9 protein-coding genes are annotated in these 14,425 nt (G+C 62.4%); 2 read left to right on the forward strand and 7 right to left on the reverse strand.

Annotated features, from left to right (window positions below; genetic code table 11):
* The 5 genes from topA to AB8B31_RS07450 form a co-directional block, all read right to left on the reverse strand.
* A complete protein-coding gene (gene topA / locus AB8B31_RS07430) occupies window positions 1-2,655 on the reverse strand; it encodes a type I DNA topoisomerase (protein WP_018241618.1) in 2,655 nt (884 codons plus the stop codon).
* Window positions 2,656-2,904: 249 nt separating this feature from the next.
* Window positions 2,905-4,047, reverse strand: coding sequence for a DNA-processing protein DprA (gene dprA / locus AB8B31_RS07435; RefSeq protein ID WP_018241619.1), 1,143 nt, complete (start codon window positions 4,045-4,047; stop codon window positions 2,905-2,907).
* The gene (gene plsY / locus AB8B31_RS07440; RefSeq protein ID WP_018241620.1) at window positions 4,047-4,667 is read right to left on the reverse strand and encodes a glycerol-3-phosphate 1-O-acyltransferase PlsY; all 621 of its coding nucleotides are present in this window, start codon (window positions 4,665-4,667) and stop codon (window positions 4,047-4,049) included. The genes dprA and plsY overlap by 1 nt, the downstream gene beginning before the upstream one ends.
* Before the next feature lie 293 nt (window positions 4,668-4,960).
* On the reverse strand, window positions 4,961-6,250 hold the full coding sequence (locus AB8B31_RS07445; protein WP_018241621.1) for a dihydroorotase: 1,290 nt from the start codon (window positions 6,248-6,250) through the stop codon (window positions 4,961-4,963).
* On the reverse strand, window positions 6,247-7,203 hold the full coding sequence (locus tag AB8B31_RS07450) for an aspartate carbamoyltransferase catalytic subunit (protein ID WP_018241622.1): 957 nt from the start codon (window positions 7,201-7,203) through the stop codon (window positions 6,247-6,249). Before AB8B31_RS07450 ends, AB8B31_RS07445 begins: the two co-directional genes overlap by 4 nt.
* A gap of 179 nt (window positions 7,204-7,382) precedes the next feature.
* On the opposite strand from AB8B31_RS07450, the gene AB8B31_RS07455 reads away from it, so the two are divergent.
* Window positions 7,383-9,041: an acyl-CoA dehydrogenase family protein gene (locus AB8B31_RS07455; protein WP_018241623.1), complete on the forward strand. Its 1,659-nt coding sequence runs from the start codon at window positions 7,383-7,385 to the stop codon at window positions 9,039-9,041.
* A gap of 162 nt (window positions 9,042-9,203) precedes the next feature.
* Here AB8B31_RS07455 and AB8B31_RS07460 read toward each other — a convergent pair whose 3' ends face one another.
* Both AB8B31_RS07460 and AB8B31_RS07465 read right to left on the reverse strand, forming a co-directional pair.
* Window positions 9,204-9,314, reverse strand: coding sequence for a type II toxin-antitoxin system VapB family antitoxin (locus AB8B31_RS07460; protein ID WP_018447561.1), 111 nt, complete (start codon window positions 9,312-9,314; stop codon window positions 9,204-9,206).
* A 144-nt stretch (window positions 9,315-9,458) separates the two neighbouring features.
* Entirely contained in the window at window positions 9,459-12,317 is a 2,859-nt protein-coding gene (locus AB8B31_RS07465; RefSeq protein WP_018241624.1) for an Rne/Rng family ribonuclease, read from the reverse strand.
* Window positions 12,318-12,940: 623 nt separating this feature from the next.
* On the opposite strand from AB8B31_RS07465, the gene AB8B31_RS07470 reads away from it, so the two are divergent.
* Window positions 12,941-14,197 (forward strand): N-acetylmuramoyl-L-alanine amidase, encoded by a 1,257-nt coding sequence (locus AB8B31_RS07470; protein WP_018241625.1) that lies wholly within the window; start codon window positions 12,941-12,943, stop codon window positions 14,195-14,197.
* Window positions 14,198-14,425: the final 228 nt, after the last annotated feature.

Genomic DNA, 14,425 nt, shown 5'->3' on the forward strand with positions numbered 1-14,425 from the left:
TCAGCTCTTTTTCGATTTCGCGGGCGCTTTCGCCTTCGTTGCCTTCGGCTTGGCGGCCGTCTTGGTGGCCTTGGCGTCGGCGGCTGCCGCCTTCGGCTTGGCTTTCGCCTTGGCCGCCTTGCCCACAGGTGCCTTGCCGGCCTTTTCGGCGATCAGCGCGAGCGCCTCCTCGACGGTGATCGCCTGCGGATCCTTGCCCTTCGGCAGTGTGGCGTTGACCTTGCCCCAGTTGACATAGGGGCCGTACTTGCCGTCGCGCACGGTGATGGCGCCGCCATCTGGATGATCACCGAGTGTCTTCAGCGCCGCCGGCGTGCCGCGCGCGCCCCGGCCCGGGGCCTGTTTTGCCTTTTCGGCGATAACAGTCACGGCGCGGTTGAGGCCGACGGAGAACACGTCCTCGACGGTTTCCAGATTGGCATAGGAACCGTCATGCAGGAGGAACGGCCCATAGCGGCCGATGCCGGACGAGATCATCTTGCCGGATTCTGGATGTTTGCCGATATCGCGCGGCAGCGAGATCAGCGCCATCGCCTTTTCATAGTCGATGTCCTCGGGCTTCCAACCCTTCGGCAGCGAAGCGCGTTTGGCTTCCTTGCCGTCGCCGCGCTGGATATAGGGGCCGAAGCGGCCGGAACGCAGCGTCAGCTCCTCGCCGGTGGTCGGATCGGTGCCGAGGTTCTTCGGCTCGTTAAGTGCTGCGCCGTCTGCGTCTCCGCCGTTTTCAGAAGAGAGCTGGCGGGTGTAGTTGCATTCCGGATAGTTCGAACAGCCGACGAAGGCGCCGTATTTGCCAAGCTTCAGCGACAGGTTACCGGTACCGCAGACTTGGCAGATTCTGGGATCGCTGCCGTCTTCCCGTTTCGGGAAGACGAGTGGTGCCAGCGCCTCGTTCAGTGAATCGAGCACATTGGTGACGCGCAGTTCTTTGGTGTCCTCGATCTGGGCGAAGAAATCCTTCCAGAAATCGCGCAGCACCTGCTTCCAGTTCAGCTCGCCGGCCGAAATCCGGTCGAGCTTTTCCTCGAGGTCGGCGGTGAAGTCGTATTCGACATATTTGGTGAAGAAGCTTTCGAGGAAAGCCGTCACCAGCCGGCCCTTGGCCTGCGGGATCAGCTTGCGTTTGTCGATCGTCACATAGTCGCGGTCGCGCAGCGTCGCGAGGGTCGCAGCATAGGTGGAGGGGCGGCCGATGCCGAGCTCTTCCATCTTCTTGATGAGCGAGGCTTCCGAATAACGCGGCGGCGGCTCGGTGAAATGCTGGGTCGAATTGATCTTCTGCTTGGCGAGCGTTTCGCGCGCAATGATCTCCGGCAGGCGGCCATCCTCGTCGCCATCGTCGCTCTGCTCGCCATCCTCCTTCTGGTCGGTATAGGCGGCGATGAAGCCGTCGAAGCGGATCACGGAGCCGACGGCGCGAAGCCCGGCCTTCTCACCCTTGTTGTCGGCGGTGATTTCAGCCGTCGTGCGCTCGATCTCGGCAGACGCCATCTGGCTGGCGATGCCGCGCTTCCAGATCAGCTCGTAGAGCCGGATCTGGTCGGCATCGAGGAATTTGCGCACACGGTCGGGCGAGCGGTAGAAATCGGTCGGGCGGATCGCCTCGTGCGCCTCCTGGGCGTTTTTCGCCTTGGTCGAGTAGAAGCGCGGCTTTTCCGGCATGTAGCGTTCGCCGAACTGGTCGACGATGGCGCTGCGCGCCGCATCAATCGCCTCGGGTGCCATCTGAACGCCGTCGGTTCGCATATAGGTGATGAGACCGACCGTCTCGCCGCCGATATCGACTCCCTCATAGAGCCTCTGGGCAATCTGCATGGTGCGTGAGGCGGAGAAGCCGAGATTGGAGGAGGCGGCCTGCTGCAGCGTCGAGGTCGTAAACGGCGGTCCGGGGTTGCGCTTGACCGGCTTCGCCTCGACCGTATCGACGACATAGCTCGCACCTTCGAGCAATGCCTTCAGCCGGCCGGCATCTTCGCCGTTGCCGATCGCGCGTGGCTGCAGACGTTTGCCGTTCGCCGAAACCAGCCTTGCCTCGAACTCGTCGCCGCGCGGCGTCTTCAGAAGCGCCGAGATGTTCCAGTACTCCTCGGAAATGAAGCGCTCGATCTCGGATTCGCGGTCGCAGACCAGGCGAAGCGCCACAGACTGAACGCGGCCGGCCGACCGCGCACCGGGCAGCTTGCGCCAGAGCACTGGCGAAAGATTGAAGCCGACGAGATAATCGAGCGCGCGGCGCGCGAGATAGGCGTCGACCAGCGGCACGTCGATGTCGCGCGGATCGGCCATCGCGTCGAGCACCGCCTTCTTGGTGATCGCATTGAAGACGACGCGCTTGACCGGCTTGCCGTTCAGCACGCGCTTCTTGTTCAGCATGTCGAGAACGTGCCAGGAAATCGCTTCGCCTTCGCGATCCGGGTCGGTTGCGAGAAACAGGCCATCGGCGGATTTCACCGCGTCGGCAATGTCCTTCATCCGCTTGGCGGAGGCGCTGTCGACCTCCCAAAGCATTTCGAAATCCTGATCGGGGAGGACTGAGCCATCCTTGGCAGGCAGATCGCGCACATGACCGAAGGAGGCGAGCACTTTGTATCCCGGACCCAGATACTTATTGATCGTCTTGGCCTTGGCAGGCGATTCCACCACTACAACATTCATGATGATTCTCTAAAAAGGAAGCGACGCCAGCGTTGAAACCAGCGCAACACATACCGCAACTTGGATATCGGCCCTCCGACATGGACAGGGAAATCGCCGCGGTCAAGGGGTTTGCTACAATTTTACCTCTTGCATCTGTTGCAGCCGAGGGGAGATTATCGGGAAAATACAATTTTAGATAGGTTATCAAAGGTTTTTCGATACAGGGTTCGGCAATTCGCGTAGCCGCCGCCTGATGTCGCGCAAGGTTCAATCGGAAAGCGAGACGAGGCCGCCCTGCTGCCGGTGCAGCCTGCCGGCAATATCAAGCTCCAGAAGGATCAGATAGACCGCGGATGCCGACAGGCCCGTATGGCGGATGACGTCGTCGATCTCGACCGGCGTCGGCCCGAGCACATCGATGATGCGGTTTCGATCGGAATCGCCGGGTGGCACCGATATCGACTTGCCGTCACGCGCAGGCTCTTCCGCCATCGATGACGGGAACAGGTCGAATTGCGCAAGCGACGCCAGGGCCTCAATGACATCGGCGGGTGCGGTGACGATCGAAGCACCGTCCTTCAGCAGGCCGTTGGTGCCATGGCAACGCGGATCGAGCGGTGAGCCGGGCACGGCAAACACCAGACGGCCGAACTCGCCGGCAAGCCGTGCCGTGATCAGCGAGCCCGAACGCGATGCCGCTTCGATGACGACGAGGCCGAGCCCGATGCCGGCGATGAGCCGGTTGCGGCGCGGAAAGTCGCGGGCGCGGGGCTCCCAGCCGAAGGGCATCTCGCTCACCGCCAGGCCGTTGCCGTCGGTTATCTCTTCGAGTAGGCCGACATTCTCCGGCGGGTAGGGCTGGTCGAGGCCACCGGCGAGCGCCGCGATCGTGCCTGTGTCGAGGCTCGCCCGGTGGGCTGATGTATCGATGCCGCGCGCCAGGCCGGAGACCACGGTATATCCAGCCCGGCCGCAGTCGCGTGCCACCATCGCCGCGAATTTCGCACCGGCGATCGAGGCGTTGCGCGAGCCGACGATGCCGACGGCCGGTCGCTTGGCGGCGGCAAGCGCGCCCTTGACGGCCAGAAGCGGCGGCGCGCCGTCGATCTGCTTCAGAGCTTGCGGGTAGTCCGGCTCGCCGATGCCGACGAAGCGGGCGCCGAAGCGACGCGCCGCCTCGAGTTCCCGATGTGCCTCGGCCTCGCTGGCGATGCGGATTGCCCGCGTGGCGCCGCCACGCGCCGATAGCTCCGGCAGTGCGGCAAGTGCTGCCTCGGCCGAACCGAAATGATTGATGAGGTCGCGAAAGGTGGCAGGGCCGATATTGTCGGAACGGATGAGGCGCAACCAGGCAATTCTTTGCCGTTCGGTCAGAACAACGCCTTTTGGTCCGGCGCTCAGCGCATCCATTATCCCTTTGCCCCGATCTTGCTTTCCGTCCCGCTCATCAGGCGCGAAATATTCGCCTTGTGCTTCCAGTAGGAGATGAGGGTCATGATCGCCATCACTGCCGCAACCTTTTCGTTGCCCAGTATCCACAGTGCAACCGGAATGACAAGCATGGCAACCAACGCTGACAGTGAGGAGTAGCGGGTGGTGAAAGCGACCGCTAGCCAGACGGCGGCGAAGAGCACGACCATGATCGGCGCGACGCCGAGCAGGGTACCGATATAGGTGGCGACACCCTTGCCGCCCTTGAAGCCGATCCAGACCGGGAAGAGATGGCCGATGAAGGCGAAGAAGCCGGCGATGATCGCTGCCTCCTCACCGAGGAAATAGCCGACGATCCAGGCTGCGGCCGATGCCTTCAGCGCGTCGAGCAGCAGCGTCGCCGCGGCGAGCGTCCGGTTTCCTGTTCTGAGCACATTGGTTGCGCCGATATTGCCGGAGCCGATGCTGCGCACGTCGCCGAGGCCGGCGGCACGCGTGAGGATCAGGCCGAAGGGTATCGACCCGAAGAGATAGCCGATAACGGCGGCGGCAAGCGCGATCGGCAGCGTGATCTGCCATGACATGAGATTGGATAACATATGCCCCCTCAGCCCCTCCGTGGCCTATCCTCGAGTCAACCTTCTCCCGCTGGGGGATGGACGGCGATGGTGTCGATCCTAGAGCATGATGCCGAAAACTGTGAGCGGTATTCGGACGACATCATGCTCTAACTATTTAATTTAGAACAGGATTCAGATTTTAGGCCGACCAGGCCCAAAATCATCCAATTCTAGAGCAATTCCAGCAAAACTGCGCAGCGGTTTTGCGTGCCGAATTGCGTAAAAACAAAAAGATAGAGCATTTCCGTCACTCAGAGAAATCAGGAATTGCTCTAGAGTGCGTGGACAAGCTTTCCCGAGACGTACGTCGCGACCGCCCGCCCGCTGAAACGCGCATCCTCGAACGGCGTATTCTTCGAGCGGGAGAGAAGCATGTCTTTGGCGACAAGCCAAGGCTCATCGAGATCGATCAGCGCGATATCGGCCGCAGCGCCCGGCTTCAACGTGCCGGCCGCCAGGCCGAAGATTTGCGCGGGGCGGGTGGACATGGCGTCGATCAGGCGCATCAGGCTCACCTGGCCGCCATGGTGAAGCCTGAGGGCTGCCGCCAACATGGTTTCGAGGCCGATCGCGCCGTCCTCCGCCTCGCCAAAGGGCAGGCGCTTCGTATCGACATCCTGCGGGTCGTGCGAGGAGACGATGATATCGATCGCGCCGCTCGCAAGGGCGTCGGCCATGGCCACCCGGTCATCTTCCGGGCGCAGCGGCGGATAGAGCTTGAAGAAGGTGCGGTATTCGCCGATGTCGTTTTCGTTGAGCGCCAGATTGTTGATCGAGATGCCGCAGGTCACCTTGGCGCCACGACTGCGGGCGCGTTCGATCGCCTCGACCGATTCTGGCACCGAGATCATTGCGGCGTGATAACGGCCGCGCGTCAGCTGCGCGATCCTGAGATCGCGTTCGAGCGGGATGAGCTCGGCTTCCCTTGGAATGCCGGAGAGCCCGAGCCAACTGGCGAAAAGCCCCTCATGCATGACGCCGTTGGCGCCGAGATATTTGTCGCGCGTTTCGCAGGAGATGACGGCGCCGAATTCGCGCGCATAGGTCATGATCCGGCGCAGCACCTGCGTGTCGTGGACGCTGGAATGGGCATCGGTAAAGGCGACGGCGCCTGCCTGCATCAAGAGGCCGATCTCCGTCATCTCCTCGCCAGCAAGGCCCTTGGTAATGGCGGCCGCCGGATAGACGTTGACGGCGGCCGTATCCCGCGCCGTCTTCTTGACGAATTCGACGAGCGCAATGTCGTCGATAACAGGATCGGTGTCCGGCATCATGATGATCGAGGTGACGCCGCCGGCCGCCGCCGCCCGGCTCGCCGAGGCGATCGTTTCGCGGTGCTCGCCGCCGGGTTCGCCGACATGGACGCGCGCGTCGACGAGCCCGGGCGTGGCGACAAGGCCCGTGCAGTCGCGGATGACGGCGCCTTCCGGTGCACCCTGGTTCTGCGCCTTGCCGCCGGCGGCAATGATCACGCCGTTTTCGGCAATGATCGTCCCGACTTCGTCGAGATTGCGCGACGGATCGATGATGCGGACGTTCTTGAGGACGATCGGGTTGCTCATGCCATCATTCCATCGCTTCGGGGACCCTGGTTCTGCGAGACGAGCAGCGTCTCCATGACTGCCATGCGCACCGCGACCCCCATCTCCACCTGTTCGGCGATCACGCTCTGCGGCCCGTCCGCCACTTCCGAAGCGATTTCGACGCCGCGGTTCATCGGGCCGGGATGCATGACCAGCGCGTCGTCCTTCGCCGCTTTCAGCGTTTCGGCGTCGAGCCCGTAGAAGTGATAGTATTCGCGCACCGAAGGCACGAAGGCACCGGACATGCGCTCGCGCTGCAGCCGCAGCATCATCACGACGTCGGCGTCCTTCAGCCCTTCCTGCATCGAATGAAAGACCTCGACGCCCATCTCGGCGATGCCGGCGGGCAGGAGGGTCGCAGGCGCGACGACACGCACGCGGGCGCCCATCGCGTTGAGCAGAAGGATATTGGAGCGCGCCACCCGCGAATGCAGCACGTCGCCGCAGATCGCCACGATGATGCGCGACAGCTTGCCCTTGGCGCGGCGGATCGTCAGCGCGTCGAGCAGCGCCTGGGTCGGATGTTCATGCTGCCCATCACCGGCATTGACGACCGAGCAGGAGACCTTCTGGGCGAGAAGGGCGGCCGCACCGGCGCTTGAATGGCGGATCACCAGCACATCGGGGCGCATCGCATTCAACGTCATCGCCGTGTCGATCAGCGTTTCGCCTTTCTTCACCGAGGAATTGCCGACCGACATGTTCATGACGTCGGCGCCGAGCCGTTTGCCGGCAAGCTCGAAGGAGGCCTGCGTGCGGGTCGATGCCTCGAAGAAGAGGTTGATCTGCGTCAGCCCGCGCAGCGTCGACGTTTTCTTTTCTCTCTGGCGGCTGATCTTGACGGCCTCGTCCGCCTTGTCGAGAAGATAGGTGATATCCTGCTCGGTGAGGCCCTTGATGCCGATGAGGTGGCGGTGGGGGAAAAAGACCATGACCCTGCCTCTTGCTGTCTCTGGCGGGTCTATAAAGAGTGCTGCCCGCCGGGGCAAGCATGTGCTGTGGGCAAAGGCTTATGTCCCCATGCATTTTCGCCCGAATTCCGATAGAGCAGAATGAACCGAATCATAACTTCCGGTTTCCCTTTGCCGGGTTCTTACACTAGAAGCGAATTATGACCTCCGCCAACCGGACTGACGACAAACTCGCAGAACTGAACCAGCCGAGCCTGTGGTCCGGCATCAACGCCTATCGGTCCGATCCGCTGATCGTCGACCTGACGGCGGCCCTGCCACGCGGCATCCGCGAAGACCTGGAAAACATGGGCCGCTACGTCACCTCGCCGGAGGCGCAGGAGATGGCGCGCATGGCGAACCAGGGCGCGCCGCAGCTGCGCACCCACGGTCCGCGCGGTGAGCGCGTCGACGTCGTCGAGTTTCACCCCGCCTGGCATGCGCTGATGCGCCGCTCCATGTCGGTCGGCCTGCATTCCTCCGTCTGGGATCCCCAGGCCGATACCGATGCCAAGGACGAGGCCCATAAGGTTCGCGCCGCGCGGTTTTATCTGACGTCGCAGCTGGAATCCGGCCATCTCTGCCCGCTGACGATGACGAGCGCCTCCGTTGCGGCACTCTCGGCCTCGCCCGCGGTCCAGAAGGACTGGGCGCCCAAAATTCTCTCGCGCAAATATGATTCGTCGAACAAGCCCGCCATGCAGAAATCCGCCGTGACCATCGGCATGGGCATGACGGAAAAGCAGGGCGGCACGGATGTGCGCGCCAACAGGAGTGCTGCCGAAAAGGTCAGCGAGGGCATCTACCGGCTGTCCGGGCACAAATGGTTCATGTCGGCGCCGATGAGCGATGCCTTCATCATGCTGGCGCAGACGAAGGAGGGCATGGGCTGCTTTCTCGTGCCGCGTCTTCTGGAGGATGGTTCCGCCAATGGGCTGCAGTTCCAGCGGCTGAAGGACAAGGTCGGCAACCGCTCCAACGCCTCTTCCGAGGTCGAGTTTACTGACACGTTCGGTTTCCTGCTCGGTGGTCCGGATGCCGGCATCCGCACGATCCTCGATATGGTGACGCTCACCCGGCTCGACTGCGCGCTGGCCTCGTCAGGCATCATGCGCGCCTCGCTCGCCGAAGCCGTGCACCACACCCGCGGCCGCAGCGTCTTCGGCAAGATGCTCGTCAACCAGCCGATCATGACGAGGGTGCTCGCCGACATGGCGCTCGACGTCGCCGCCGCGACGGCACTGTCCTTCCGTCTAGCCGACGCCTTCGACAAGGCGCGCGGCAATGCCGAGGAAGCGGCCTATGCCCGTGTCATGACGCCGGTCGCCAAATATTGGTGCTGCAAGATCGCGCCTGCGCTGATCTACGAGGCGATGGAGTGTATTGGCGGCAACGGCTACATCGAAGAACGCCCGATCGCCCGCCATTACCGCGAGGCTCCCGTCAACGCCATCTGGGAAGGCTCCGGCAACGTCATGGCGCTCGACGTGCTGCGCGTGCTCAACCGCGGCAAGGATCTGTTCGAAACGGTCTTCGCCGGCCTAGCCCGCGATCTCGGCCCTGCCGGCAAGAAGACGATCGACGTGCTGCGCGCCGCAATCGCGCTCTGTGAACAGGATGAGGGCGCCGCCCGCCTGCTCGTCGAGCAGCTGGCGCTCGCCGCCGGTGCCGCCGAACTCTATCGGCTGGGCGCTGGGCGCATTGCCGATGCCTTCATCGAGACGCGTCTTGCCGGCGGCTGGCGCTCCACCTACGGCATGCTCGATTCCCGCTTCGACGCCAGCTACATCGTCGACCTGCTCTATCCGCCGGCGGCCTGATCGCAAGTGCGCTGAGGCGGTCCCGAGGCCGCGACGCTCGACCATCGGGCCCTGTCGACGACGATCACAGATCGTCTCCGGCCGGTCGCGACGTATCGCGCCGAGGTCGCGTTCCCAATCTATCCCTGCGAGATCTGCGATCGCATTTTCCGGCGGTGCCTCTCAACGAGACTTCGCAAGGCCCGGTCGGCGGTGGCCTTTTTTGTCGCCAATCCCCGTGGCGGTCATTGCCGCGTCGAGCAAGGCATCATCGATATCGATATTCGTCCGCATGATCGCGCCCCAAGTGCAATCATCATAAGAGATACACATCCACGTCACGGCGGTCCAAGCTCGGCGACGATGTCATCGCCATAAACGAAAATCCGGCCGCGTCGCCGCGGCCGGATTTCAGTGTTTACGTCCGAAAATCAGCGTTCAAAAGAAGCCACGGCGCTGCCACCAGCCGGCTTTCTTCGGCTTGCCGTCATCGCCTTCGCCATTCTCGACGCGGGTGGATTTCACCGTCGGCTCGGAGGAGGAAATGTTGGATTCGCGGTTGGCGCGAACCGGCTTTGCCTCTTCCTGAACGGATGTTTCGAGATCGGCGGAGGCTTCAACCAATTCCGGTTCGGCCTCGGCCACAGGTGAAGTCTCGGCAACCGGTTCCTCGACCGGCGCTGCGGCCGGTTTGCGGCGGCCGCGGCTGCGGGCGGGCTTCACATCTTCGGTTATGACGGTTGCGCTCTCGACGGCTGCCATCGCGGCCTGGCCTTCGTCGGCCGGCTCGGCAATCGCCTCGACCGCTACGGCTTCGCTCGGAGCGCCGTCGCCTTCGTCCTCGTCGCCGCCATTGTCTTCACCGGCTTCGCCGGCTGTCAGTTCGGAGCCATCTTCGGCGCGATTGCGACGGCCGCCACGCTTGCCGCGACGGCGCCGCTTGCGGCGCTGCGATTCTTCGCTTTCAGCGCGTGTCTCGGGCGTAGCTTCGGTGGTTTCATCACCTTCGCTGCCCTCGTCGTCACCGTCCTCATCCTCGTCGCCGGCTTCGCCTGCTGCCGATGCCGGCTGCTCGGCATTGCCGTTGCGGCCACGGCGGCGCCTGCGGCGCTTGCGCTTGCGGTTGCCGTCAGCTTCGCCTTCCGAGCGTGCTGCGACGGGCCGTTCGGCAACGGCCGGCTTTTCCTCGAGTTCCTCGTCTTCCTCCTCATCCACTTCGATGACGATGTCGTCGTCGTCATCCTCGGGAATGGCTGCGAAGTTGAAGAGCGTTTCGATCTTGACCGGGTTTTCCACCGGCTCGCCGCGATCGATCGCGAAATGCTGTGCTCCGACCGAACCGTCCGCATCGATGACGATAGCGACGCCGAAACGGCTTTCGTAATCGATGATCGTCTGGCGCTTGTGGTTGAGCAGATAGAGCGCAATGTCAGGCGTGGTGCGCACGGTGATGTTGTGCGTGGTGTTCTTCAGCAGATATTCTTCGATACCGCGCAGGACATGCAGGGCGACGGAGGACTGCGAGCGCACATGCCCGGTGCCGCCGCAATGCGAGCAGACCTGCGTGGTCGATTCGAGAACCGACGCGCGGATGCGCTGTCGCGACATTTCGAGCAGGCCGAAATGCGAGATCCGGCCGACCTGGATGCGGGCGCGGTCGTTCTTCAGGCATTCCTTCAGCTTCTTCTCGACAGCGCGGTTGTTGCGCTTCTCTTCCATGTCGATGAAGTCGATGACGATCAGGCCGGCAAGGTCGCGAAGGCGAAGCTGGCGGGCGACTTCGTCTGCAGCCTCGAGATTCGTCTGCAGCGCGGTGTCTTCGATCGAATGTTCGCGGGTCGAGCGGCCGGAGTTGACGTCGATCGAGACCAGCGCTTCGGTCTGGTTCATGATCAGGTAGCCGCCGGACTTCAGCGTCACCTGCGGCTGCAACATGCGATCGAGCTGAGCTTCGATGCCGGAGCGCGAGAAGATCGGGTGGATGTCGCGGTAAGGCTGAACCACCTTGGCATGGCTCGGCATCAGCATCTTCATGAAGTCTTTCGCTTCACGATAGCCTTCTTCACCGGAAACGATGACTTCGCTGATATCCTTATTGTAGAGGTCTCGGATCGAGCGCTTGATCAGCGAGCCTTCCTCATAGACGAGGCAGGGAGCGGTGGACGCCAGCGTCAGCGTGCGCACATTTTCCCACAGGCGCATCAGATATTCGAAGTCACGCTTGACCTCGACCTTGGTGCGGTTGGCACCGGCGGTGCGAAGGATGACGCCCATGCCCTGCGGCACCTCGAGCAGGCGCGCGATTTCCTTCAGGCGCTTGCGGTCGGCAGGATTGGTGATCTTCCGGGAAATGCCGCCGCCGCGCGCCGTGTTCGGCATCAGGACGGAATAGCGGCCGGCGAGCGAGAGATAGGTGGTAAGGGCTGCACCCTTGTTGCCGCGCTCTTCCTTGGCGACCTGCACGAGCAGGATCTGGCGGCGCTTGATGACTTCCTGGATGCGGTACTGCTTGCGCGGCTTGCGCTGCACGCGGTCCGGCACTTCTTCCATGGCGTCTTCGGCGCCGACGGATTCGATGACTTCCTCTTCGCCGTGATCGTCATCATCGTCGTCATCATCGTGGCGACGCTTGCTGGTATCGACGTCCTCGGAGATCGAGTCGGTTTCCACCATCGCGGCCATCGCGCCGCCGGTCGAGCCGTCATCCTCGTTGTCGACGCTCGACGCGCCTTCGGCTTCAACGTCTGTGGGAACAGCGTCTTCGGTCGCGGTCGTTTCGGCGGCCGGTTCTACGGCCTTCTTGCGGCTGCGACGCGGCCTTGCCTTCTTCGCCGGCGCTTCCTCGGCGGCCGCGGGAGATGCTGCGGCTTCTACCGCTGCCGTCTCTTCCGTTACGGCAGCCGTTTCCGGCGCCTCTGCCGGCACGATGCCGACATCTGGCTGATCCTGCTTGGAAAGATCGACCATCGGTGCGGTTTCGACATGCTCGACGTCCTCGTCGCGGCGATGCTCCTCGGCTTCGGCCCGAAGCAATGCCTGACGGTCGGCAAGCGGTATCTGATAATAGTCGGGATGGATTTCGGCGAAGGCCAGGAAGCCGTGCCGGTTGCCGCCGTAGTCGACGAAGGCGGCTTGCAGCGAGGGCTCGACCCTCGTTACCTTTGCAAGATAGATGTTGCCGCGGATCTGCTTCTTGTGCTGGGACTCGAAGTCAAATTCTTCTATGCGGTTCCCGCGAACAACAACGACGCGCGTCTCTTCCTCGTGAGACGCATCGATAAGCATTTTGTCTGCCATGTAAGCTGTGCTCCTCGGCGTGGCCGCGAGAGCGCATTCCCGACTGCTGTTGAGACAGAAAGAATGCGGTCCGCAGTGGCCGCGCCGGATAATGAAAGTCGCGCCTGATGCGAGGGGGAGGGCAGCAGCCAGACCGCAACCGGAACCATTTCGGTCCGGGGCCTGTACACTTCAGATAAAACCTGCTGCGAAACCATCAACAACCAAGCGTGATCGACAAATACGAAGACCCGTTCGGGTCCGATGAGTTTGCTCCCTGAGAGCGTGGTGGCTGATCCACCAATGAATTCCGACAATGAGCCGGAAAATCAGGATCCAGTTCTAGGGATTAAGCGCATGAGACGGCGGACGATGACCGGTGTGGCGCCAGGTCCTGATCTGGCTGGCAGCCTTTGCGGCGACTCTATCCCGTCAACACTTTACCCTGAAATTCGTTGTATGTTTTCTGTGTCACAATAGCAAGGGAAAAGCCAAATGTGCCATAATATTGATGGATTTCGCAACGCATAGAAACTGGGGATAAAGTGATCGCGATTCGGCAGGCCACAGCGGGTGTTTCGTCACAGGGACGCTGGCCGCAGCTGCGTCGGGTCCATCGCAATACAAATAGGGTGTGCGGTTTATTGTTTAAGAGGGCTCGGATCGCGGCGAAATCCGCAGCGCGGCGATCGACAATCGCAAGGCGGGTTCTGGCGGCGCTTTTGGCCGCTAGTCTCCTGCCGGTCGCTGCCAGCTCCGTCGAGGCCGGGGATCCGCTGCTTGCCTATGGCGCGCGCATCGTCGGCGACGATGCAAGGACGCGCATCGTCATCGATTTCGATCGCGAGCCGCGCTTCTCGGTCCACTATATCGCCAATCCGGAACGCATCGTCGTCGACCTTCCGGCGACCGCCTTCGGTTTTCCGGCCAAGGATCTTGCCGCCCGCGGCCTGTTCAAGGATATCCGCTACGGCAAGATGGACGAGGAGAGCGCCCGTATCGTGCTGACGACGGCAGGGCCGGTCAAGCTGGCGCTTGCCAAAGTGCAGGCCGACGAGGCTGGCAAGGGTCATCGCCTCGTGCTCGATGCCGAGATGATCGACAAGCGGGCCTTTGCCGAACTGGTGAAGACGCAATCCTGGAGCGATCGAGGTGATGCGGCTCAGACGACCAGCGCCATTCCGGCACCGGAAAAAGCTGCTCCCGGCGATTTCGTCATCGCCGTCGATGCAGGCCATGGCGGCATCGATACCGGCGCGATCGGCGTCGACACCAAGACCGAGGAAAAGCAGGTGACGCTTGCCTTCGCCAAGGCTTTGACCGAGCGGCTGAACAAGGAGCCGGGCATCAAGGCTTTCCTGACGCGTGAGGATGACGAGTTCCTGTCGCTTTCGCAGCGTGTGCTGATCGCCCGCCAGAACCATGCCGGCCTTTTCATTTCGCTGCATGCCGACACGCTGAAGCAGAAGGATATCCGCGGCGCCACCGTCTACACGATCTCCGACAAGGCATCCGACAAGCTCGCCGCCGACCTTGCCGAACGGGAAAACCTTTCCGACCAGATCGCCGGCAAGGAGACGGTTGCCGAGCCGCCCGAGGTCGCCGACATCCTGCTCGATCTGACGCGGCGCGAGACGCAGGCCTTCTCGATCTCGCTGGCCGAGAGCGTTCTGAATTCTTTCAAGGATCAGGTCGGCACCATCAACAATCCGCATCGTCATGCCGGCTTCCGTGTGCTGCAGGCCCCTGACGTGCCCTCGATCCTTCTCGAGATCGGGTTCCTCTCGAATGCCGAGGATGAGAAATTGCTGCTCGACGAGGCTTGGCGCGGCAAGATCGCCGGTCTCTTGACCGACGCAGTCAAGCGATACCGTGCCGCCGTCATGGCGAATGGCGGCTGACGGTCACCGCCTAAAAATCTGTAGCGGTTGCGGCACGGCGGCCGCATAAAAACAAAGATTCATAAAAACAAAGATTTAAGTGCGCCGCATGAATCAAATTCTGAGGAAGATACCTCAGATTGGCGGCGGCGACAGGCGTTGCTTGGATGTGACAGTTCTAATGAAACGCGGCGGCAGTGGTGAATGCGGCGCAGACAGCCCTATTTTGCTCACATTCGCGCCGTTACT

The organism is Rhizobium sp. 62_C5_N11_2 (assembly GCF_051811185.1).
Taxonomy (GTDB): Bacteria; Pseudomonadota; Alphaproteobacteria; order Rhizobiales; family Rhizobiaceae; genus Rhizobium; species Rhizobium leguminosarum.